The organism is Photorhabdus sp. RW14-46 (genome assembly GCF_963887965.1).
GTDB classification, from domain to species: Bacteria; Pseudomonadota; Gammaproteobacteria; order Enterobacterales; family Enterobacteriaceae; genus Photorhabdus; species Photorhabdus laumondii.
The window spans coordinates 18,259-40,376 of sequence record NZ_CAWPHH010000038.1 but is presented as its reverse complement, the minus strand read 5'-3'; the positions used below and the strand labels follow the sequence as shown (position 1 = coordinate 40,376).

Sequence of the window (22,118 nt, the reverse complement as noted above, 5' to 3'; positions counted from 1 at the left end):
CCCCGAGTTTGCATTGGGCCTTCATCAATCTGGGAAAACTGGCCGGCTGGTACGATTCCAAACGCACGGGTCGAGTCGGATGGGAACGACTTTGGGAAGGCTGGTTTCGGCTGCAAACCCTGATAGAGGGCTATTTGCTGGCTAAATCAGTTGATTTGGAGATCTGATCAAGAGACAGGTTATCACCGGGCCGGGGCTAAGGGGCTATCACAGCCAACACCCTGATGGTAGCTGGACACGTTTTACACCATTACATGCTCTGCCAATAAAATATTCTCATCCCCGTGCTCAACTTGCCGATTTAATGGGAGCCGGGCTGTCCGATTTAGTACTGATTGGCCCCAAAAGTGTGCGCTTGTATGCTAATAACCGTGATGGTTTTACCCAAGGGCGGGATGTGGTGCAATCCGGTGATATCACTCTGCCGTTACCGGGTGCCGATGCCCGTAAGTTAGTGGCATTTAGTGACGTACTCGGTTCGGGCCAAGCACATCTGGTTGAAGTTAGTGCAACTCAAGTCACCTGCTGGCCAAATCTGGGACATGGCCGTTTTGGTCAGCCAATCACATTGCCGGGATTCAGCCAATCTGCCGACAACTTTAATCCCGACCGAGTTCATCTGGCCGATCTGGATGGCAGTGGTCCTGCCGATTTGATTTATGTTCATACTGACCGCCTGGAGATTTTCAAGAATGAAAGTGGTAACAGCTTTGCAAAACCATTCACACTCCGTTTTCCTGACGGCCTGCGTTTTGATGATACTTGCCAGCTACAAGTGGCTGATGTTCAGGGATTAGGGGCTGTCAGCCTGATCCTGAGCGTACCGCATATGGCGCCACATCATTGGCGCTGCGATCTGACCAATGCGAAACCGTGGTTGCTCAGTGAAATGAACAACAATATGGGCGCTCATCACACCCTGCATTACCGTAGCTCCTCCCAGTTCTGGCTGGATGACAAAGCCGCAGCCTTGGCGACCGGACAAACACCGGTCTGTTACCTGCCCTTCCCGGTCCATACTCTGTGGCAAACAGAGACCGAGGATGAAATCAGCGGCAATAAATTAGTGACCACGTTACGTTACGCTCACGGCGCTTGGGATGGACGTGAACGGGAATTTCGTGGCTTTGGTTATGTTGAGCAGACAGACAGCCATCAACTCGCTCAAGGCAATGCCCCGGAACGCACACCACCGGCACTCACCAAAAACTGGTATGCCACCGGAGTCCCGGAGGTAGACAATACGCTATCTGCCGGGTATTGGCGTGGTGATAAACAAGCGTTCACCGGTTTTACGCCACGCTTTACTCGCTGGAAAGAGGGCAAAGATGTTCCGGCGACACCGGAAAATGATGATAATCTGTACTGGTTCAACCGGGCACTAAAAGGTCAGCTACTGCGTAGTGAGCTCTACGGGCTGGATGACAGCGAACAGCAAAATATCCCCTATACAGTGACTGAATCTCGTCCACAAGTGCGCCAATTACAAGATGGCACTACCGCTTCCCCGGTGCTTTGGGCCTCGGTCGTGGAAAACCGTAGTTATCACTATGAACGTATTATCGGTGATCCTCAGTGCAATCAGGATATTACGCTGTCCAGCGACCAATTCGGGCAACCTCTGAAACAGGTTTCAATGCAATATCCCCGCCGCAATCAACCAACAACCAATCCGTATCCCGATACACTACCGGATACGCTATTTGCCAGCAGTTATGACGATCAACAACAACTATTGCGATTAACCTGCCAGCAATCCAGTTGGCACCATCTAACCGGTAATGAACTCAGAGTGCTGGGATTACCGGATGGTACACGCAGTGATGCCTTCACTTACGATGCCAAACAGGTGCCTGTTGATGGTTTAAATCTGGAAGCCCTATGTGCTGAAAATAGTCTGATTGCCGATGACAAACCACGCGAATACCTTAATCAGCAAAGAACGTTCTATACCGATGGGAAAAACCAAGCGCCATTGGAAATACCGACACGACAAGCTTTAATCGCCTTTACCGAAACGGCGGTATTAACAGAATCTCTGTTATCCGCATTTGATGGCGGTATCACGCCAGATGAATTACCCGGCATTCTGACACAAACAGGATATCAACAAGAGCCTTATCTGTTTCCACGCACCGGCGAAAACAAAGTCTGGGTAGCACGTCAAGGCTATACCGATTACGGAACTGAGGCACAATTTTGGCGTCCTGTCGCACAACGTAACACCCTGTTAACCGGGAAAACGACGCTGCAATGGGATACCCACTACTGTGTCATCACTCAAACCCAAGACGCGGCTGGTTTGACTGTCTTAGCCAATTATGACTGGCGTTTTCTCACACCTGTGCAACTGACTGATATCAATGATAATGTGCATCTCATAACCTTGGATGCATTAGGACGCCCTGTCACGCAACGTTTCTGGGGAATCGAAAATGGTGTGAAAGCAGGTTACTCCTCACCGGAAGAAAAGCCGTTCTCTCCACCAATCGATATCAATACTGCCATTGCTCTAACCGGACCACTCCCTGTCGCGCAGTGTCTGGTCTATGCACCGGACAGTTGGATGCCACTATTCAGTCAGGAAACCTTCAACACATTAACGCAGGAAGAGCAGACGACACTGCGTGATTTACGGATTATCACGGAAGATTGGTGTATTTGTGCACTGGCTCGCCGCCGTTGGTTGCAAAGTCAACAGGCTAGTACGCCATTGGTTAATCTGTTAACTAACAGCATCGGTTTACCTCCCCATAACCTTACGCTGACCCCGGATCGCTATGACCGCGATTCTGGGCAGCAAATTCATCAGCAAGTCGCATTCAGTGATGGTTTTGGCCGTTTGTTGCAAGCATCTGTACGGCATGAGGCAGGCGAAGCTTGGCAACGTAACCAAGATGGTTCTCTGGTGACAAAAATGGAAGATACCAAAACGCGCTGGGCGGTCACGGGACGCACTGAATATGACAATAAGGGACAGACGATACGAACTTATCAGCCCTATTTCCTCAACGACTGGCGATATGTGAGTGATGACAGCGCCAGAAAAGGGGCCTATGCCGATACGCATATTTATGATCCGATTGGGCGGGAAATCCGAGTTATTACCGCAAAAGGCTGGCTGCGACAGAGCCAATATTTCCCGTGGTTTACTGTGAGTGAGGATGAAAATGATACGGCCGCTGACGTGATTATGTAATTGAACCCATATTCGCTCGTTTAATGTTAACGAGCGAATATAAACTACATTGTGAGTTCTAAATAGAGGAACAGGATATTTTGTTACCTTTTATTTCATAAGTAACCTGAGGTTTGCTTAAGAAGGGAACTCAGTGCCTAAGGCACGATCAAAGTTTTTGTCAAAGAAAACAAAATCGTGGAGATCCTCAGGCATGTTTAATTTAGAAGAACTTTACTGCTGCGTCGATGGCTTTTGCCAAAAATTTATTCCTCTCTGGCATCAACAGTTAATTGAAAATGGCTTGCTCAAACGTCGCCGCGAAGCTTCCCTTTCTCTCAGTGAAGTCATGACGATACTCATTTTATTCCACATGAGCCATTATCCTGATTTTAAAACGTTTTATATTCAGCATGTTAAACACTATCTTCAGGCCGATTTTCCCCAGTTGGTCAGCTACACCCGGATGTTAACCTTGAAGCAAAGGGCGCTCATTCCTCTCTGTGCTTTTCTTTCGTCGCGCAAGACTGAAACCCAGGGGAGCGCTTTTATTGATTCAACCAAAATTACCGTTTGCCACAATCTCCGTATTCCCCGTCATCGCGTATTTCAGGGCGTCGCACAGCGAGGGAAAACGAGTACAGGCTGGTTTTATGGCTTTAAACTTCATCGGGTTATCAATGATTGTGGTGAACTTCTGGCAGTGAAGTTGACCTCAGGAAATCAGGATGATCGCCATCCGGTCAACGCGCTGGTACAGGGGTTAACCGGATGTTTATATGGCGATAAAGGGTATTTGTCGCAGGCTTTGTGCGATGAGTTAAGAAGGCAATTTTTGATAGAAACGGTCGTGGATCAGCTTAAAAATATTTCTCAGATAGCGCATTCAAGACACCGCAGTCAGCTCGGTTTTTTATTGGAAATCGTCTCTGGCCTAATTGCTTATACATTCCAACCTAAAAAACCGAGCTTGAATTTACGGGATTGTGATATCGCTATTTTTAAACGAAGCTGAGGTTAATTACCATCAATACAATCTCAAAAATTACCAAAGCGTTTGCATTAATAACATCACGATAAATCACTTTCCTTAACTTATTTAGTGATATAAGGTCTTTTGGCTGTTGCCGTAACTTAAATTATTTTGAAGATTAACACCATCTAAGGAGTTAAAATATGAGCAGTTATCGTTCTGAAATTGACAAAAAAACACCATTAATCAGTGTATTGGATAACAGGAGGTTAAATGTACGTACTTTAGAATATCTACGTACTCAAGCTGATGAAAACAGTGATGAATTGATCACACTCTATGAGTTCAATATTCAAGGATTTGAGGTAAAAAGTACTGATCCTCGTAAGAATAAAAATCAGAGCGGCCCGAATTTCATTCGCGTCTTTAATCTCGCGGGTCAGGTTCTACGTGAAGAAGGGGTTGATGCTGGTCGAACTATCATCCTCAACGATGTTGAAGGTCGCCCGGTATTAACCATCAATGCAACCGGTGTCCGCCAAGACTATCACTACGAAGATAACATCCTACCCGGTCGCTTACTTGCTATCACCGAACAGGTGCAGGCAGAAGAGAAAATGACCGAGCGCCTTATCTGGGCCGGCAATACGCCGCAAGAAAAAGAGTACAACCTTGCTGGTCAGTGTGTCCGCCACTACGATACCGCTGGACTCACTCAACTCAACAGCCTTTCTCTGGCTGGCGTCGTGCTATCACAATCTCAACAACTGCTCGTCGATGATCAAAATGCCGACTGGACAGGTGAAGATCAAAGCCTCTGGCAGCAAAAACTGAGCAGTGATGTCTATACCACCCAAAATAGCACTGATGCCACCGGGGCTTTACTTATCCAGACCGATGCCAAAGGCAACATCCAGCGTCTGGCCTATGATGTAGCCGGACAGCTAAAAGGCTGTTGGTTAACACTCAAAGGTCAAGCCGAACAAGTGATTATCAAATCGCTGACCTACTCTGCCGCCGGACAAAAATTACGTGAAGAGCACGGTAACGGGGTTATCACCGAATACAGCTATGAACCAGAAACCCAACGGCTTATTGGTATCACTACCCGCCGTCCGTCAGATACCAAGGTGTTGCAAGACTTACGCTATCAATATGATCCGGTAGGCAATGTGATCAATATCCGTAACGATGCGGAAGCCACCCGCTTTTGGCGCAATCAGAAAGTGGTCCCGGAGAATAGCTATACTTACGACTCCCTGTACCAGCTTATCAGTGCTACTGGGCGTGAAATGGCCAATATAGGTCAGCAAAATAATCAACTGCCCTCCCCTGCGCTACCTTCCGACAACAATACCTACACTAACTATACTCGCCGCTACAGTTATGATCACAGCGGTAATCTGACGCAAATTCGGCACAGTTCATCGGCTACCCAAAATAACTACACCACCGCTATCACCATCTCGAATCGCAGTAACCGCGGCGTTCTCAGTACGCTGACAACAGATCCAAATCAAGTGGATACGTTATTTGATGCCGGTGGTCACCAAACCAGTTTATTACCCGGTCAGACACTGGTCTGGACATCACGAGGAGAGTTAAAGCAGGTCAATAACGGTTCAGGAAATGAATGGTACCGATACGGCAGCAACGGAATGAGACAACTGAAAGTGAGTGAACAGCCAACCCAGAATGCTACGCAGCAGCAGCGGGTAATCTATCTGCCGGGGCTGGAGCTACGCACAACCCAGAACAGCACCACAACAACAGAAGAGTTACACGTGATCACACTAGGTGAAGCGGGTCGCGCACAGGTACGGATGTTGCACTGGGAGAGCGGTAAACCAGAAGGTATCAACAACAATCAGCTACGTTACAGCTACGATAATCTGATCGGCTCCAGCCAGCTTGAACTGGACAACCAAGGGCAGATTATTAGTGAGGAAGAGTATTATCCATTCGGCGGCACAGCGATGTGGGCAGCCAATAGCCAAACAGAAGCCAACTATAAAACTATTCGCTATTCAGGCAAAGAACGGGATACCACCGGGCTGTATTATTACGGTTACCGCTATTATCAACCGTGGGCGGGCAGATGGTTAAGCGCGGATCCGGCAGGAACCATTGATGGCCTAAATCTATACCGAATGGTGAGAAATAATCCAGTAAGTTTGCAGGATGAAAATGGATTAGCACCAGAAATAGGAAAATATACTAAAGAGGTGAATTTCCTTGATGAATTAAAATTCAAATTGGCAGCCAAAAATTCACATGTTGTCAAATGGAACGAGAAAGAAAGTAGTTATACAAAAAATAAATCATTGAAAGTAGTTCGCGTCGGTGATTCCGATCCGTCGGGTTATTTGCTAAGCCACGAAGAGTTACTAAAAGGCATAGAAAAAAGCCAAATTATATATAGCCGGCTCGAAGAAAACAGATCCCTTTCAGAAAAATCAAAAACAAATCTTTCTTTGGGATCTGAAATATCCGGTTATATGGCAAAAACGATAAAAGATACGATATCAGAATATACAGAAGGGCATAGGTATAGAAGCAATCATCCCGATTTTTATGCAGCAACAGATTTCTTTGCTTTAATGGATAAAAGTGAAAAAAATGATTATTCCGGTGAAAGAAAAATTTATGCGGCAATAGAGGTTAAGGTTTATCATGATTTAAAAAATAAACAATCAGAATTACATATCAACTATGCACTGGCTCATCCCTATACGCAATTGAGTAATGAGGAGAGAGCGCTGGTGCAAGAAACAGAACCCGCTATTGCAATAAATAGAGAATATAATTTCAAAGGCGTTGGTAAATTCCTGGCAATGAAAGCAATTAAAAAATCATTGAAAGGGCAGAAGATCAATAAAATATCAACAGAGGCTATTAATATTCGCTCTGCGGCTATCGCTAAGAATTTAGGAATGCGGAGAGCTTCATAAATTTGGTCACATACCCTATGAATTTCAAGATGGATCGCGACGGCAAGGGAGTGCAGCCAACAAAGAAGCAACTTGAAAGATAACGGGTATAGAACTTTAAATAGAAACTAACTGTACTAGCTCAGACTAGAGCTAGTACAACTCAGGTGACTGCTTCCCGCCGTAAAGAGGGTTTACGGCGGTTTTTGCTAACAATTCTGCATACTCGGATTCACTTGCGCCCGAATTTTGATGATTTTTGTTCTATCTGACTATGGTTTGTTTAGTCTCACAATTATGGCGTCATTTTGGCACACATGTTGAATTTTGTTAAAAAAATCTTAAACTAGCCAATGAAGCGAACTTAGCATTTCACTAAACCAATATGTTCCGCTAGCTCCAAATAAATAATGCAAACGAGTAGTGGATATCTATAGTGAACTAAAGAACTAATAACCGCAATGCGGTAGGAGTAAGGCTTATGGCCACATTAGCAAATGAAAGAATCACCACAAGGGTGAGTTCAGAGACCAAAGAGCTACTTGAAAGGGCGTTATCACTATCAGGGTATGCAAGTTTGAATAGCTTTATTGCCAATGCTGCTGTAGCAGAGGCAAAAAGACTCATTGAACAAAATATGCGTATTCAATTGTGTCAAGAAGATGCATTGGCATTTGTTCATGCATTGGAAAAACCAATCAAGGTAAACGAACGTTTCCTTCGTGCTGCTCGTAGGCATAAAGAAACAATAAAAAATGAAGATAGAACGTCTAGATAAAAACAAACACGATAGAAATAATTTTAACTGTGGTGAACCCGCACTAAACAACTACTTGAAGGCAGTATCGGGACAACATGATAAAAAGGACTTATCAAGAACATTCGTCCTTACAAGTAGTCAAAATGGATCTCAAATAAAGGGATACTATTCCCTAGCACTATGCACGGTAGAGCTAGACGAACTGCCAGAGAAAATATCGAAAAAGTACCCTTCTACACTACATTGCGCACTTATTGGTCTCCTAGCTATAAGTAAGTCATTTCAACGCCAAGGATTTGGTGAAATATTGCTTATAGATGCAATTCGAAAAGCTATAGAGTCGTCAAAATCTATTCCTACCCCGATGATTATCGTCGATGCGAAGAACGACATAGCCAAAAAACTGTATATGAACGTAGGGCTTGAGGAGTTTCCTCAGACAAAGAGCAAACTGTTCATGTCTATGGCTGTTGCAATGGAAATGATGAAAAGAGTAGATGCGATGTAACATCTCATTTACTGAATGCGGCTAACGTTCCCTCTGAATGAAAATTCAGAGGGAACGCTTTCACTAATTACAATACATCAATCGCGTTCAATTCTTTGAATGCCTGTTCCAGACGGGCAGCCATAGAAACCTGACCGGCACGCAGCCATACCCGTGGATCGTAGAATTTCTTATTAGGTTTATCTGCGCCTTCTGGATTACCTAGTTGACCTTGCAGATAGCCTTCGTTCTTTTGGTAGTAGTTGAGAATACCTTCCCAAGTCGCCCATTGGGTGTCAGTGTCGATATTCATTTTAACGACGCCGTAGCTGACCGCTTCTTTGATCTCTTCCGCAGTAGAACCAGAACCGCCGTGGAAAACAAAATCCAGGCTGTTATGTGGCAGATTGAATTTCTCAGAAACATAGTCTTGAGAGTTACGCAAAATTTTTGGCGTCAGTTTAACGTTACCCGGCTTATAAACACCATGAACGTTACCGAAAGAAGCCGCAATAGTGAAACGTGGGCTGATAGCGTTCAGTTTCTCATAAGCATAAGCAACATCTTCCGGTTGAGTGTACAGAGCAGAGCTATCCATATGGCTGTTATCAACCCCATCTTCTTCCCCACCAGTACAACCCAACTCGATTTCCAGCGTCATATCGATTTTTGCCATACGAGCCAGATATTGGCTGCAAATCTCAATATTCTCTTCCAGAGACTCTTCTGACAGATCAATCATGTGAGAAGAGAATAGGGGTTTACCCGTCGCTGCGTAATGCTTTTCACCTGCATCTAACAGGCCATCAATCCACGGCAGCAATTTACGTGCGCAGTGGTCAGTATGCAGGATCACAGGAACACCATAATGTTCAGCCATCTGATGAACATGGTGAGCACCAGAAATTGAACCCAGAATAGCCGTTTGTTGACCTTCAGCTTTCAAACCTTTACCGGCAATAAAAGCAGCACCGCCGTTAGAGAACTGAATGATAACGGGAGAACGAACTTTGGCAGCGGCTTCCAACACGGCATTGATTGAATCAGTACCTACACAGTTGACCGCCGGTAAAGCAAAGCTGTTTTCTTTGGCTATAGCGAACACTTTTTGAACATCATCACCAGTGATGACACCCGGTTTTACGAAATCAAAAATTTTAGACATGTTACGTGGGTCCTGTTTAGAGCGGGCAGGCAGCCAATCAGCCGCTACCCGTCATGACTTAATTACTGTTTTGCACGTTCTTCCAACATCACAACCGCAGGCAGTTTTTTCCCTTCCACGAACTCAAGGAAAGCACCACCACCCGTAGAGATATAAGAAATTTTGTCAGCAATACCGAACAAGTCGATCGCTGCCAGCGTATCGCCGCCACCGGCGATAGAGAAGGCATCACTATCAGCAATGGCGCGCGCGACAATTTCAGTTCCTTGACGGAAATTAGGGAATTCAAATACACCAACCGGGCCATTCCATAGAATCGTTTTGGCGTTTTTCAGAATATCCGCCAGCCGTTGAGCAGATTCATCTCCCAGATCGAGGATCTGCTCATCATCTTTAATATCGTGGGTAGATTTCAAGATTGCTTCGGCTGTTTCAGAGAATTCTGTTGCCACACGAACATCGGTTGGCACCGGAATATCACAGCTTATCAGCAATTTCTTCGCTTCCGGGAGCAAGTCGTCTTCATAGAGAGAACGACCGACATTGTGGCCTTCCGCAGCAACAAAGGTATTCGCGATACCACCACCGACAATCAATTGGTCAGCAATTTTAGACAGCGTATCCAGAACGGTCAGCTTGGTTGAAACTTTAGAGCCCCCAACGATAGCCACCATTGGACGGGCTGGATTATCTAACGCTTTACCCAATGCCTCTAACTCTGCGGACAACAAAGGACCGGCACAGGCCACTGGAGCAAACTTAGCCACACCGTGAGTAGAAGCTTGTGCACGATGAGCAGTACCGAATGCATCCATGACATAAATATCACACAGGGAAGCATATTTTTTGGCTAAGGTTTCGTCGTCTTTCTTCTCACCTTTATTAAAGCGAACATTCTCCAGCACAACCAGTTCACCTTCCGCGACATCCACGCCTTCCAGATACTCTTTTTCCAGTCGAACGGGGGAAGATAATTTCTCTTCTAGATAGTCTACTACTGGTTTCAGCGAGAATTCTTCACTGTATTCGCCTTCAGTAGGGCGGCCAAGGTGAGAAGTGATCATCACTTTAGCGCCCTGTTTTAATGCTGCCTCAATGGTCGGTAAGGAAGCACGGATACGCGCATCAGAGGTGACTTTGCCATCTTTTACCGGAACGTTCAGGTCAGCGCGGATCAAAATACGCTTACCCGCCAGATCTAAATCGGTCATCTTAATTACAGACATGGTGAATCCTCTCATTGATTCTCTAAATTATTTAATCTTGCGCCGTGTGCGGATCTATTATGGATCGTCGATCAACAACAGATCATTTGAAACCCATAGCAGCCATTGCTAACGTTGTATCCAACATTCGGTTAGCAAATCCCCACTCATTATCACACCAGACTAATGTCTTAATCAGATGTTGCCCACTGACTCGCGTTTGTGTGCCATCAACAATCGCGCTGTGGGGATCGTGGTTAAAATCCGTTGAAACTAACGGCAATTCGGTATAGTCAACTATACCACGAAATGAAGTAGCTGCTGATTTTTGCATTAATTCGTTGATTTTATTAACAGTTACTGAAGATTTTACCGTAACACTTAAATCGATAGCTGTAACGTTAATCGTTGGTACACGCACGGAGATAGCTTCAAAACGGTCACAGAACTTTGGAAAAATCCGGGTTATCCCTGCGGCCAGCTTAGTATCCACCGGAATGATAGACTGACTAGCAGCCCGAGTACGCCGTAAATCTTTGTGATAAGCATCAATCACCGGTTGGTCATTCATTGAAGCATGAATGGTTGTCACTGTACCCGATTCAATCTCAAATTGATCATCCAATAATTTAATGATGGGAATAATGCAATTAGTAGTACAGGAAGCATTGGACACAATGCGATCCTCTGCTGTCAGTAAATGCTGATTCACACCATAAACCACAGTCGCATCTAAATCATTCCCCCCCGGATGAGCAAACAGCACTTTTTTGGCACCACTGGCAAGATGTGCCTCACCATCGGCTCTGCTGCCATAAATCCCACTGCAATCAAGAACAATATCAATCCCCAGTTCTTGCCAAGGCAGCATCGATATATCAGATTGATGAAACAAACGAATATTATCATCACCAACCTGCAACACATCATTATTCAGACGCACATCCCAAGCAAAACGGCCGTGACTAGAGTCATATTTCAGCAAGTGAGCAATTCCTTCGGCATCTGCCAGCTCATTAACAGCAATAACCGCAATTTCAGCCCGACGCCCAGACTCATAAAGAGCACGTAAAATACTACGCCCTATTCTGCCGAAACCGTTTATTGCCACCTTAATTGTCATGTTACTCCCTGAATATAGTTATTACCACGCAACCGCTTAGAATAACCGACTCAATCACTGATGTACTGACTGCTTATCACAAAATTGCCAAAACTGCGCGCAGAAAACCGCGTCAGATAACAAAATGAAACGATTCAGCTATAAATAATGAGATTACGGGAAAAGGAAATTGATAGCAATAGTAAAAAGTGACCAACTCATAAAATGAAAGATTACAAAATAATGACCTATTTATTCTGGGTTATTTAAAAAGAACATTCAAAGATTGGTGCTCAACTCAAACATAAGTGTATTGAAGACGGCTATACCCGTTATCTTTCAAGTTGCCTCTTTGTTGGCTGCACTCACTCACCCCGGTCACATCGTTATCTATGCTCCCGGGGGTTCGCTCCCTTGCCGTCGCGATCCATCTTGAAATCCATAGGGTATATAAGCTATTACACGCCCATAGCCGCCTAAAATGAACAGGTGGTACTATGATTCCAATCCAGAAATCAAATATTTGTTCCACCATCCACCGCAATATCCGCACCAGTGACAAAATCAGCCTCCTTACTTGCCAAAAAGCTCACGACGGCTGCAATATCGGTTGTTGAGCCATACCGGCCAGGGACAGTAAGTCTGCGCCAGAAATCAGCATTAGGACCATTGACAGGGTTCATGTCCGTATCAATAGGGCCTGGAGAAATCTGGTTCACCGTGACACCCTTTCCGCCAAGATCACGCGCCAGTCCTTTCGTCAAACCTGTCATTGCCGATCACAGTAGCGGCCCCATAGATAAACAATAAACTCGCTACTGCCCGATCACTGTAACCCGTAATATCTTTAAGAATGGGTGTGAAGTAAGTGAATGCAGCAAAGGTAGCGCCGATGATCAGCATGCGCACAGGGTCGCGGGTACAGTTGATGAAAGCGTGTGGGATGCCCCGTTTGACAAATACGCGCCCCCCGCCGTGACTTGATGCAACACACCATCGGCCATAATTTCCAATTCACCATCTAGTACGAAAAACAGCTCATCAACATCCTTATGGGTATGTATGGGAGGGCCGCTTGTCAGCGGCACTAGAGCATCCAGCAGTGTCATCATGCCTCCACTGCTCTTTGCATCGAGCAAAATGTGATACTCATCGCCACTCATCCAAACCTTGGGGCCACTCCCAGCCGACAAATAGGTGTGCCTTACATCTTCTACAACCTGCAATGGTTGGTTCTCCACAGTCGTACTCATCATCATCTCTCTCGCTAGAAATCGGTAACACAAGCCATTTGGTCTTGTGTATTGGACGCTATTTCATCTCTGATAGTCATCTGACGGGCCAGTCTGAAAATCTCGGGTATAGTATTAGGCACGGCGGGACTCTCGACACCATTCACTTCAACTGTGAGTAATTGCAGCCACTCATCAGCCATCGCAATGAAAATGCCTGACGCGGTTTGAACAATACATCCAGACAAATTAGGGACGCCTATATCTACGCCATGGGGCACTATTGCAGACAAAACAACCACCTTGGTACCATCGGGGAGGAAGAAGTGCGCTCCAGGATGACGATATCCTGCCCGGATATGACGCTGTAATGTCTTCGCATCTAAGTTGAAATTGAGCAGGTAGTCTTGCTCTTGCGGGCGACCATAGTAAGTACGTTTACTGAGATCTTGTGGTACACCGACCGCCATACGACTCAGTGGAAATGGTGTCATAAATTTTGAGAACACCAGAGACAAGCTCTTGAGCTACCCACCGCCGCAATTCTGCAATCGCGGCTTGAAGGTTCTCCCGAGGAAAAGTCAATCTCAAAATACACTGCCTCTCTGGCCGTGGGAGCAGTTTGATGACAGCCGCGGTCACAATCCCAAGATTCGACTGTGTGAACAGATGCAATAAAGCAGGTCCAAGCCCATACGGATTGACGGCAGTTTTCCTGGATTCATCCGGCCACCACCCCACTTTGACTACTTCACCATCCGGTAACACAACCTCCAGCCCGGCGAGATCATCAATCCGCTGACGACGCAGACCAACACCACGATCAAGTGCATTTCCAACCACGCTAGTGTGGCCAGAGGATGCCGTAACATTCAGCATCCGATCAGTACCGACCAAAAAACGTGCAAGTTCTATCTGTGTGAGGCCGGATTCAATCACCGCCCACCCTGATGAGCAATCGATCTCACGAAGCACATTTAAACGTTGAAGATCTATCGTGACCACACCGTCGGTTGCCGGTTGTGCTGATCCCAATCCCCAGTTGCGCCCCGTGCTAATAGCGTGCAGTCCAGCATGAGTCTTGAAGCGATTAAAGATCCTAACGATCTCCTGAACTTCCTCGATCGTTCCAGGACGAATTACAGCACGAATGTCACGCTGCCTAAATTGGCTAACATTCCGCCAGCATACAGATGATGCTGTCACCTGTCACTGTAATAAAGGCCCCAACAGCACCTTACAGCTCTGTGGATCTAGTCTTGATGAAGGATGTGGAACCTTCAAAGTCAGAATCTTCTCGCTTGAGCGTATTTTTATAAAACCTACTACAAAAATCTATCGCGCCTGCCAAAATTGATCAAGATCTTTATGTTATATTGACTACAAAATATAGAAGCTTATATGAGGAAATTGCATGTCTCGACGAGGGAGACCCCCCAATTTCGACCGGGACATCGCACTCAAGCGTGCGATGGAAGTATTTTGGTCAAAAGGATATGAAGGTACACAGTTAGTCGATCTCACCGCGGCTATGGACATCAATCCACCGAGTTTTTATGCAGCCTTCGGAAGTAAAAAGAACGCCTTCTGCAAAGCAGTCGACCTCTACATTAAGACGATCGGTGTCCAGTCGATGCAAGCACTCAATGAAGCAAAAACAGCACGCTCAGGGTTGCGCGCGATGCTGGAGAGTACCATCAATATCGCCTCTTCTCATCAAGCTGGAGGATGCCTGCTTGTCTTGGGTGTTGTGAACAATCTAACGGAAAACAAAGAAGTATGGGCTTATCTCAGGGATGCACGTACCAAAACCCTAGATATGATCCGTGTTCGCCTGGAGCGAGGAATCGCCGACGGTGATCTCCCACCCAATACAAACGTGGATGTGTTGGCGTCGTATTTCCTTGGTTTGACCCAAACTATTTCATTCCAAGCTCGTGACGGCGTACCTCGTGAACGACTTAGGCGCTTGATTGAACCCGCAATGGCAGCTATTCCAGGCAACTGATTCGAATAACGATTATCTCCTTATCACAACCGTGGCTATAGAAACTCAGCATATTAAAGATGCCTGTAAGCAACTACAGCCACCTTCACCGTCAGCTACCAACAGTCCACCCGCTCAATGACCGCCTTGCTACAAATAAAGGCTAAAGCTCGTCTTCATCAGTAAGGCAAAATCTGTCACAAATCACATGTGACACATTAATTTCCCTACATCACTTGTTGAAATATTGACATTTAACCCCGAAAAGTGGAAACTGGTTGTCGTTTTTTGATGTACTTAAGGAAAAGGAAGTAAATCGTGTCAACCGAGAAAACTTCGGCGTTCGAGGTATTCACTGAGATCACATTGGCGGTATTTCGGCTCAACGCCCTACTGCTCTCTAAAGGGGATCAGCTCGTTGCCCCGTTGGGAATCACGAGTGCGAGATGGCAAGTACTTGGTGCGATTGCGCACGCACCACATCCACTTACCACGCCTCAGATTGCCGCCGCAATGGGTATCACACGCCAAGGAGTGCAAAAGCAATTGAATCTCGGGCTGAGCTCAGGGATGGTGAAAACCATCACGAACCCTCGGCATGAACGCTCACCACTCTATCAACTGACCGAGCTTGGTCGGCGTACTTTTGATGCGGCGATATCGCTGGAAGCTGAGTGGGTCGGATCACTGGTGCAATCCACGGATCCTAACGAGCTAAAAGTGACATTAAACACCTTGATAAGCCTGGAGACGAAGCTGGAAGAGTCACCAGTGCCAAATAGCACTATATAAAAATAGCACTATAAAAATAGCACTACATAACATAGTGCTACGGATTCGTTCGTTAATAACGACAAAGAGCTACCAAACAGTTAAACGAAATACAACGTGGAAACAGCATGAATTAGTGGAACACATTTGTCTCTACGTTGACACATTGTTGCCGTTAAAAGCCACGTAAATCACGCGACTCGTCTCGGCAGGATAGCAATACAAGCATATACCTTATAGATTTCAAGATGCATCGCGACGGCAAGGGAGTGAATCCCCGGGAGCATAGAGAACTATGTGACCGGGGTGAGCGAGCGCAGCCAACAAAGAGGCAACTTGAAAGATGACGGGTATAAATATAAACACATAATTTTCAGGAGATAGAAATGGTCAAGCTAGAAGAAATGGACACCCACGTAACCCTGCGGGAACAGTTATTTTCGAACACCGATGGCTCCATCGTGCTGGTGAACATATTCCATGTTGATCCCTCAATGGCTGACACCCTAATAGAAACCTGGAAGGAAGATGCAGAATATTTCCGGTCTAAGGTAGGACTGATTTCCGCACAATTACATCGCGGAATCGCTGGCAGCGGCACATTCATGAACTACGCCATTTGGGAGAGTCTGGAGCGTTTCCGCGCCGCGTTCACGGACCCTGAATTCAAGGAGAAACTCGCCAAGTATCCTGATGGGATTGTCGGTTCGCCTCACGTATTCCAAAAAGTAGCCGTCCCTGGAATTTGCGTGGCATAAGCCAAGGAAAATCGTCACAATCCATCGTCAATAACGATATCGTGCAGAAAAAGAGCGCACCCGCTCAATGTTTACCTCAGGTGCGCTCATTCATGAATTTACTGATTATTTCAGCAAAGCTTTAGCCTTAGCGACCACATTCTCTACAGTGAAACCAAACGTTTTAAACAACTGATCAGCAGGTGCTGACTCACCAAATGTATCCATACCAACGATAGCGCCATTCATACCGACATATTTAAACCAGTAATCGGCGATACCCGCTTCGACTGCAACACGTGCAGAAACCGCAGCAGGCAGAACCGCTTCTCGGTATGCAGCATCTTGCTTATCAAAAGCATCTGTAGACGGCATTGAGACTACGCGCACCTGACGACCTTCCTCAGTCAATTGGTGGTAAGCACTCACCGCCAATTCAATTTCTGAACCCGTTGCGATCAAAATCAGTTCTGGTTGCCCCTGACAATCTTTCAGGATGTAAGCCCCTTTCTCGATATTAGCCAACTGCTCAGCAGTACGTTCTTGCTGTGCCAGATTCTGACGAGAGAAAATAAGTGCTGATGGACCTGCTTTACGATCGATAGCGTATTTCCACGCCACCGCAGATTCAACCTGGTCACATGGACGCCATGTGCTCAAATTTGGCGTCACACGCAAACTGGCGAGCTGTTCTACTGGCTGGTGAGTCGGACCATCTTCACCCAAACCAATTGAGTCATGGGTATAAACAAAGATGCTGCGAATTTTCATCAATGCCGCCATACGCACGGCGTTACGGGCATATTCAACGAACATCAGGAAGGTTGCACCATAAGGCACAAAACCACCATGCAGAGCGATACCATTCATAATGGCTGACATGCCAAATTCACGAACACCATAATGGATATAATTACCTGCCTGATCTTCGTTCAACGGATTAGAACCTGACCACATCGTGAGGTTACTTGGTGCCAAATCAGCAGATCCCCCCATAAATTCAGGCAACACCTTACCAAAAGCTTCCAAGGCATTCTGAGATGCTTTACGACTGGCAATATTGGCTGGATTTTTTTGCAACTGTTCGATAAATGCTTTTGATTCAACTTCCCAGTTTGCCGGTAACTCACCACTGGTACGACGTTTAAATTCAGCCGCTAATTCAGGATACGCCTTTTCATAGGCAGCGAATTTTTCATTCCAAGCGGCTTGTTTCACATTGCCAGCTTCTTTGGCATCCCACTCAGAATAGATTTCCGCTGGAATTTCAAATGCCGGATAATTCCAACCGAGTGCTTCACGAGTCGCAGCAATTTCCGCATCACCCAATGGCGCGCCATGAGAATCATGGGTACCCGCTTTGGTTGGCGCACCAAAACCGATAATCGTTTTGCACATTAACAGAGAAGGTTTATCCGTCACTTTACGTGCTTCTTCGATAGCAGCTTTAACTGAAGCTGCATTATGACCATCAACACCGCGAATCACATGCCAACCATACGCCTCAAAACGGCTTGCCGTATCATCCGTAAACCAGCCTTCAACATGACCATCAATGGAAATGCCATTGTCATCATAGAAAGCAACCAACTTGCCTAACTTTAACGTTCCCGCCAGAGAGCAAACTTCATGAGAAATGCCCTCCATCATGCAGCCATCACCCATAAAGACATAAGTATTATGGTCAACGATCTCATGACCAGGACGGTTAAATTGCGCGGCCAGAGTGCGTTCAGCAATCGCAAAACCGACTGCGTTGGCAATCCCCTGCCCTAAAGGACCTGTCGTAGTTTCTACGCCTGGAGTATAGCCATACTCAGGATGGCCTGGGGTTTTAGAGTGTAACTGACGGAAATTTTTCAGATCATCGACTGAAACATCATAACCGGTGAGATGCAACAGACTATAAATCAGCATAGAACCATGACCGTTAGACAATACAAAACGATCACGATCGACCCAATGTGGATCAGTTGGGTTATGATTCAAATAATCACGCCATAAAACTTCAGCGATATCCGCCATTCCCATAGGTGCACCAGGGTGCCCTGATTTTGCTTTCTGCACAGCATCCATGCTCAGGAAGCGAATAGCATTAGCAAGGGTTTTACGAGTGGTCATTTTCTACTCCAAGTGGGATAAAAACGTTTAGGGGAATAATTTTCTCAGCACAGCGTGCAAACCGCAATCTTTAAAGCCAAATATCAGGAAACTATCTTAATTTCATCTGAACGGCAATTCTTTGATTTGCCTTACTGTTCTACAATGAATTTCAGCATCATCAACGTAATAAACAAACTCACTGTGCATACAAAGGGGGGAAATTAATTAAACACAGCTATTAGTTGCAAATCAAGAGATAAAATAACCAATTAAGAGGCAACACATTCTTAATTTATGGCAATTTTCAGCAACTAAATTGATTGTTTATATTGTTCCCAATCAATAGGACAATACTCTCTTAATATCAACAAACAAATAAACAATTTAAAATAAAATAATACTTATGGTTATATTTTATAATATGATGATATTTTTACCTAAAATAATAAGTAATTTAATTAACAGATATAGATAAAATAAAAAAATATTATTTTTTTGGCGAATTAATTATTGCAATCCATTATATAATCAGGTTATTTTAAATAGAACACATAAAATAGACATATACCCAATGGATTTCAAGATACATCACGACGGCAAGGGAGAGAATCCCCGGGAGCATAGATAACTATGTGACCGGGGTGAACGAGTGCAGCCAACAAAGAGGCAACTTGAAAGATAACGGGTATATACAGACAATTACTTAATTAACAGTCAGGGTACTTTCATGTCAAACATCAGAAAAAGACCAAATAATATCACCCCGCAATTAATTTACATGTGGGAAAAAAGTAATGAGCCGTGGGGCGCTAAAGATCGCCAATCAAAATTTATATACGCAAATCCTGCTTTTTACCAACTGCTCAATTTGCCTGAAGATTTCGATATTTCAGGACTTTCAACGGACGAATTACCTTCACCTATTGCAGAATATACAGAAGAATATTGTCGTCAGGATCAAAAAGTGATGCAAACTATGAAAACAGTCACTTCACTTGAGACGCACCTTTTTGGAGGAAATAAAGTCAAGCAAACCTATCGCTGTAGTAAATACCCACTTTGCGATGAAAATGGGAACTGCATCGGTATCACGTTTCACATGTCCAAAGCGCAAAACTTTTCGACTGCTTACTATCATGAAAAATCACCGCCAGCGGCTTTGGAATTTACACCGCCTAACGACATACTCACCCAAACTGAATGGGAAGTTCTTTTTCTAGCCCTTCGCTCACCGGATGAAGAGAGTATCAGCGAAGAATTAATGATAAGCACAGAAGATGCCGTTAATCATATTCAGTCAATTTATCAAAAATTTAATCTACCACTGCATATAAAATTAAAAGATTTCTGCAAAGCAAATAAGTTTGATCTATATATTCCAGAAAGATTCGTCACTATTGGTAGCCAAGAGTTGTAAATTTCTATTAACTCAAATCTATAGGATATATACCCTATGGATTTCAAGATGCATCGCGACGGCAAGGGAGTGAATCCCCGGGAGCATAGCAAACTATGTGACCGAGGTGAGCGAGTGCAGCCAACAAAGAGGCAACTTGAAAGATGACGGGTATATAAGGAACTTGATTCTACCACGACTCAACTCAATGATATATGGAATAGAATTTCTGGGTCGTGGTTTAAAAAAATAAGAAATTTCACTGCATTTATTATGTGAATATAAAACCGTTAATAAATTATATAAAAAACGGCGTAAAAGTATTCATGAGAAATTATTATTTATTTAAGTTATTAAATTAAAAATATTTTTCAAATAAAATAATAATACTCTTTACATTCAAAAAAAACACCTTCAATATATAGGTTATATTTTTCCATAAAACAATCGATGCCATTATTCAGTATTCTCTCCGATAGCCAATTCAATTAATATTCATTGATAATCTGCACCTAATCACTACCAAACAGCAAGACATTGATAATTTATCTATTATCAATGTTTTTCTCACAATTAAAATTTGGGGATTATTTATGGATATTCAAGACTGGCATCCGGCAGATATTATTGCAGCACTAAGAAAACAAGGAACAAATCTTTCAGCCGTTTCCCGCAAAGCCGGATTAGCATCCTCGACATTGAGTAATGCATTACATCGCCCGTGGCCAAAGGGAGAAGCATTAATTGCTACTGAATTGGGTTTACATCCATCGGATATTTGGCCATCACGCTATAAGCCTGGCAAAGAAAATAAATTCCTAATAAGAATTGCAGAAACAAGCACTATAGAAAGCTGGTAGCGTCTCTATGCCTTACTTCAATGCAATTTCATCATTGTCTATTATCGAGAGATTATTGAATGATATATACCCTATGGATTTCAAGATGCATCACGACGGCAAGGGAGCGAATCCCCGGGAGCATAGATAACGATGTGACCGGGGTGAGTGAGTGCAGCCAACAAAGAGACAACTTGAAAGATGACGGGTATAAGTACAAATGAAAAAGCCCCGGGCAACTACCCAGGGCTTCGGAATCTTTGGCGGTGCGGACGGGACTCGAACCCGCGACCCCCGGCGTGACAGGCCGGTATTCTAACCGACTGAACTACCGCACCGCACAGCGTTCTGGTTGAGAACGAGGTGAATATTACGAATCCAAGATCACTCCGTCAATATTTTTTATAACAAAGTGGCGCACCTGATCAACTTTTCACCCAAAAAGGTGATTTATCGGCAATTTTATATTAGCTTTGTCCAAGATTCATACGCCATAAACAGCTCCCGCCTTTCTTCTCCACTAAATCCAACCTGGATTCATGTGCAGCGAGCTCTTCATCCGTTGCATAAATAACTTTTAATGCCATTTGAGGCCGGGTAATACGCTGTATTTCAGAAACATTCGCACCGCTAGCAATCTCTCCTTCCATTGAAAAGGCAAGAGAAGTCTGCCCGCCGGTCATTATCAAATAGACATCAGACAATATCTCAGCATCGAGTAACGCCCCATGTAAGGTTCGTTTAGAATTGTCTATATCATAACGATCACATAACGCATCAAGGTTATTCCTTTTCCCCGGAAATAGCCCTCTTGCAAGTTGTAAGCTATCAGTAATCTTGCAGAAATCCGCAGTTGGCGGAATATCACGATTCAGTTTGCCAAACTCATAATCGATAAAGCCGATATCGAAGGGAGCGTTATGGATAATCAATTCAGCGCCGCGAATAAATTCAATAAACTCATCTGCAATGTCAGCAAACAGCGGCTTATCTTGCAAAAATTCATCGCTGATCCCATGCACTTCAAATGCTTCAGGGTCGACCAATCTATCCGGCTGAATATAGACATGAAAATGGCGACCGGTTAAACGACGGTTAATAACCTCCACGGCCCCAATTTCAATAATTTTGTGCCCTTCATAGTGAACACCTAATTTATTCATACCGGTAGTTTCGGTATCAAGAACAACTTGTCGTGTAATTGCCGTGCTCATAATATCTTTTTATGTCAAACTTAGGGTTTTGAATTGAAT

General features: G+C 44.6%; 22 protein-coding genes, 1 tRNA gene and 2 pseudogenes. 14 read left to right on the top strand and 11 right to left on the bottom strand.

Features of this window, described 5'->3' with window-relative positions; all coding sequences use genetic code 11:
• From AACQ38_RS20730 to AACQ38_RS20705, 6 genes and pseudogenes are all read left to right on the top strand, one after another.
• Positions 1–167, top strand: a pseudogene (locus AACQ38_RS20730) (IS4 family transposase); the annotation flags it as partial.
• 137 nt (positions 168–304) lie between these two features.
• Positions 305–3,199: a toxin TcdB middle/C-terminal domain-containing protein gene (locus AACQ38_RS20725; RefSeq protein WP_242685640.1), complete on the top strand. Its 2,895-nt coding sequence runs from the start codon at positions 305–307 to the stop codon at positions 3,197–3,199.
• Positions 3,200–3,392: 193 nt separating this feature from the next.
• The gene (locus AACQ38_RS20720; protein WP_165578984.1) at positions 3,393–4,193 is read left to right on the top strand and encodes an IS982 family transposase; all 801 of its coding nucleotides are present in this window, start codon (positions 3,393–3,395) and stop codon (positions 4,191–4,193) included.
• Between the two features lie 161 nt (positions 4,194–4,354).
• Positions 4,355–7,102, top strand: a complete 2,748-nt coding sequence (locus tag AACQ38_RS20715) for an RHS repeat protein (protein ID WP_165578983.1) — start codon at positions 4,355–4,357, stop codon at positions 7,100–7,102.
• A gap of 460 nt (positions 7,103–7,562) precedes the next feature.
• Complete coding sequence (locus AACQ38_RS20710; protein WP_113042240.1) at positions 7,563–7,859, top strand: type II toxin-antitoxin system TacA family antitoxin; 297 nt, start codon at positions 7,563–7,565, stop codon at positions 7,857–7,859.
• Positions 7,837–8,349: a GNAT family N-acetyltransferase gene (locus tag AACQ38_RS20705; protein ID WP_165578982.1), complete on the top strand. Its 513-nt coding sequence runs from the start codon at positions 7,837–7,839 to the stop codon at positions 8,347–8,349. Before AACQ38_RS20710 ends, AACQ38_RS20705 begins: the two co-directional genes overlap by 23 nt.
• 67 nt (positions 8,350–8,416) lie before the next feature.
• On the opposite strand, the gene fbaA is transcribed toward AACQ38_RS20705, so the two are convergent.
• The 8 genes from fbaA to AACQ38_RS20665 all read right to left on the bottom strand — a co-directional run bounded on the left by fbaA (position 8,417) and on the right by AACQ38_RS20665 (position 14,238).
• Positions 8,417–9,493, bottom strand: a complete 1,077-nt coding sequence (gene fbaA, locus AACQ38_RS20700) for a class II fructose-bisphosphate aldolase (protein WP_011145320.1) — start codon at positions 9,491–9,493, stop codon at positions 8,417–8,419.
• 62 nt (positions 9,494–9,555) lie between these two features.
• A complete protein-coding gene (gene pgk, locus AACQ38_RS20695) occupies positions 9,556–10,719 on the bottom strand; it encodes a phosphoglycerate kinase (protein WP_011145319.1) in 1,164 nt (387 codons plus the stop codon).
• Positions 10,720–10,801: 82 nt separating this feature from the next.
• Complete coding sequence (gene epd, locus AACQ38_RS20690) at positions 10,802–11,821, bottom strand: erythrose-4-phosphate dehydrogenase (RefSeq protein WP_011145318.1); 1,020 nt, start codon at positions 11,819–11,821, stop codon at positions 10,802–10,804.
• Positions 11,822–12,098: 277 nt separating this feature from the next.
• A complete protein-coding gene (locus tag AACQ38_RS20685) occupies positions 12,099–12,362 on the bottom strand; it encodes a hypothetical protein (protein WP_158538111.1) in 264 nt (87 codons plus the stop codon).
• Positions 12,316–12,573 (bottom strand): SDR family oxidoreductase, encoded by a 258-nt coding sequence (locus AACQ38_RS20680; RefSeq protein WP_165578981.1) that lies wholly within the window; start codon positions 12,571–12,573, stop codon positions 12,316–12,318. Before AACQ38_RS20680 ends, AACQ38_RS20685 begins: the two co-directional genes overlap by 47 nt.
• Positions 12,574–12,696: 123 nt before the next feature.
• Positions 12,697–13,053, bottom strand: coding sequence for a cupin domain-containing protein (locus tag AACQ38_RS20675; RefSeq protein ID WP_049789741.1), 357 nt, complete (start codon positions 13,051–13,053; stop codon positions 12,697–12,699).
• 14 nt (positions 13,054–13,067) lie between these two features.
• Entirely contained in the window at positions 13,068–13,526 is a 459-nt protein-coding gene (locus AACQ38_RS20670) for a hypothetical protein (RefSeq protein ID WP_165578979.1), read from the bottom strand.
• Positions 13,471–14,238, bottom strand: a complete 768-nt coding sequence (locus tag AACQ38_RS20665) for an FAD-binding oxidoreductase (RefSeq protein ID WP_011145315.1) — start codon at positions 14,236–14,238, stop codon at positions 13,471–13,473. The genes AACQ38_RS20670 and AACQ38_RS20665 overlap by 56 nt, the downstream gene beginning before the upstream one ends.
• A 208-nt stretch (positions 14,239–14,446) precedes the next feature.
• Here AACQ38_RS20665 and AACQ38_RS24205 point away from each other — a divergent pair.
• The 4 genes and pseudogenes from AACQ38_RS24205 to AACQ38_RS20650 form a co-directional block, all read left to right on the top strand.
• Positions 14,447–14,599 (top strand): annotated as a pseudogene (locus AACQ38_RS24205) (TetR family transcriptional regulator); the annotation flags it as partial.
• Between the two features lie 114 nt (positions 14,600–14,713).
• On the top strand, positions 14,714–15,040 hold the full coding sequence (locus AACQ38_RS24200; protein WP_242685641.1) for a TetR family transcriptional regulator C-terminal domain-containing protein: 327 nt from the start codon (positions 14,714–14,716) through the stop codon (positions 15,038–15,040).
• Between the two features lie 345 nt (positions 15,041–15,385).
• Positions 15,386–15,811, top strand: a complete 426-nt coding sequence (locus AACQ38_RS20655; RefSeq protein WP_158538109.1) for a MarR family winged helix-turn-helix transcriptional regulator — start codon at positions 15,386–15,388, stop codon at positions 15,809–15,811.
• A gap of 365 nt (positions 15,812–16,176) precedes the next feature.
• Positions 16,177–16,548, top strand: coding sequence for an antibiotic biosynthesis monooxygenase family protein (locus tag AACQ38_RS20650; RefSeq protein WP_011145312.1), 372 nt, complete (start codon positions 16,177–16,179; stop codon positions 16,546–16,548).
• Between the two features lie 105 nt (positions 16,549–16,653).
• Here the strand turns inward: AACQ38_RS20650 and tkt are convergent, their stop codons facing one another.
• On the bottom strand, positions 16,654–18,648 hold the full coding sequence (gene tkt / locus AACQ38_RS20645) for a transketolase (RefSeq protein WP_109791361.1): 1,995 nt from the start codon (positions 18,646–18,648) through the stop codon (positions 16,654–16,656).
• Positions 18,649–19,357: 709 nt separating this feature from the next.
• On the opposite strand from tkt, the gene AACQ38_RS20640 reads away from it, so the two are divergent.
• The 4 genes from AACQ38_RS20640 (at position 19,358) to AACQ38_RS20625 (ending at position 21,089) form a co-directional block, all read left to right on the top strand.
• Complete coding sequence (locus tag AACQ38_RS20640) at positions 19,358–20,047, top strand: PAS domain-containing protein (protein WP_165578977.1); 690 nt, start codon at positions 19,358–19,360, stop codon at positions 20,045–20,047.
• A gap of 97 nt (positions 20,048–20,144) precedes the next feature.
• Entirely contained in the window at positions 20,145–20,279 is a 135-nt protein-coding gene (locus tag AACQ38_RS20635) for a hypothetical protein (protein ID WP_278249270.1), read from the top strand.
• 340 nt (positions 20,280–20,619) lie between these two features.
• Entirely contained in the window at positions 20,620–20,886 is a 267-nt protein-coding gene (locus AACQ38_RS20630) for a helix-turn-helix domain-containing protein (RefSeq protein WP_011145309.1), read from the top strand.
• Between the two features lie 59 nt (positions 20,887–20,945).
• Positions 20,946–21,089 carry a hypothetical protein gene (locus tag AACQ38_RS20625; protein ID WP_165578976.1) on the top strand — a complete coding sequence of 48 codons (144 nt, stop codon included), beginning with the start codon at positions 20,946–20,948 and terminating at the stop codon, positions 21,087–21,089.
• Between the two features lie 37 nt (positions 21,090–21,126).
• Here AACQ38_RS20625 and AACQ38_RS20620 read toward each other — a convergent pair.
• A tRNA-Asp gene (locus AACQ38_RS20620) sits at positions 21,127–21,203 on the bottom strand.
• A 129-nt stretch (positions 21,204–21,332) separates the two neighbouring features.
• Complete coding sequence (dnaQ, locus tag AACQ38_RS20615; protein WP_011145308.1) at positions 21,333–22,079, bottom strand: DNA polymerase III subunit epsilon; 747 nt, start codon at positions 22,077–22,079, stop codon at positions 21,333–21,335.
• Between the last annotated feature and the right edge of the window lie 39 nt (positions 22,080–22,118).

Excerpts from the sequence above, each read along its gene's own strand:
- AACQ38_RS20650 (WP_011145312.1), top strand. The coding sequence starts at position 16,177 with ATGGTCAAGCTAGAAGAAATGGACACCCACGTAACCCTGCGGGAACAG.
- AACQ38_RS24200 (WP_242685641.1), top strand. The coding sequence starts at position 14,714 with ATGCTGGAGAGTACCATCAATATCGCCTCTTCTCATCAAGCTGGAGGA.
- epd (WP_011145318.1), bottom strand. The coding sequence starts at position 11,821 with ATGACAATTAAGGTGGCAATAAACGGTTTCGGCAGAATAGGGCGTAGT.
- AACQ38_RS20705 (WP_165578982.1), top strand. The coding sequence starts at position 7,837 with ATGAAGATAGAACGTCTAGATAAAAACAAACACGATAGAAATAATTTT.
- dnaQ (WP_011145308.1), bottom strand. The coding sequence starts at position 22,079 with ATGAGCACGGCAATTACACGACAAGTTGTTCTTGATACCGAAACTACC.
- AACQ38_RS20715 (WP_165578983.1), top strand. The coding sequence starts at position 4,355 with ATGAGCAGTTATCGTTCTGAAATTGACAAAAAAACACCATTAATCAGT.
- fbaA (WP_011145320.1), bottom strand. The coding sequence starts at position 9,493 with ATGTCTAAAATTTTTGATTTCGTAAAACCGGGTGTCATCACTGGTGAT.
- pgk (WP_011145319.1), bottom strand. The coding sequence starts at position 10,719 with ATGTCTGTAATTAAGATGACCGATTTAGATCTGGCGGGTAAGCGTATT.
- AACQ38_RS20670 (WP_165578979.1), bottom strand. The coding sequence starts at position 13,526 with ATGACACCATTTCCACTGAGTCGTATGGCGGTCGGTGTACCACAAGAT.
- AACQ38_RS20640 (WP_165578977.1), top strand. The coding sequence starts at position 19,358 with ATGTCAAACATCAGAAAAAGACCAAATAATATCACCCCGCAATTAATT.
- AACQ38_RS20725 (WP_242685640.1), top strand. The coding sequence starts at position 305 with ATGGGAGCCGGGCTGTCCGATTTAGTACTGATTGGCCCCAAAAGTGTG.
- AACQ38_RS20720 (WP_165578984.1), top strand. The coding sequence starts at position 3,393 with ATGTTTAATTTAGAAGAACTTTACTGCTGCGTCGATGGCTTTTGCCAA.
- AACQ38_RS20675 (WP_049789741.1), bottom strand. The coding sequence starts at position 13,053 with ATGAGTACGACTGTGGAGAACCAACCATTGCAGGTTGTAGAAGATGTA.
- AACQ38_RS20625 (WP_165578976.1), top strand. The coding sequence starts at position 20,946 with ATGATATATACCCTATGGATTTCAAGATGCATCACGACGGCAAGGGAG.
- AACQ38_RS20710 (WP_113042240.1), top strand. The coding sequence starts at position 7,563 with ATGGCCACATTAGCAAATGAAAGAATCACCACAAGGGTGAGTTCAGAG.
- AACQ38_RS20630 (WP_011145309.1), top strand. The coding sequence starts at position 20,620 with ATGGATATTCAAGACTGGCATCCGGCAGATATTATTGCAGCACTAAGA.
- AACQ38_RS20680 (WP_165578981.1), bottom strand. The coding sequence starts at position 12,573 with ATGACAGGTTTGACGAAAGGACTGGCGCGTGATCTTGGCGGAAAGGGT.
- tkt (WP_109791361.1), bottom strand. The coding sequence starts at position 18,648 with ATGACCACTCGTAAAACCCTTGCTAATGCTATTCGCTTCCTGAGCATG.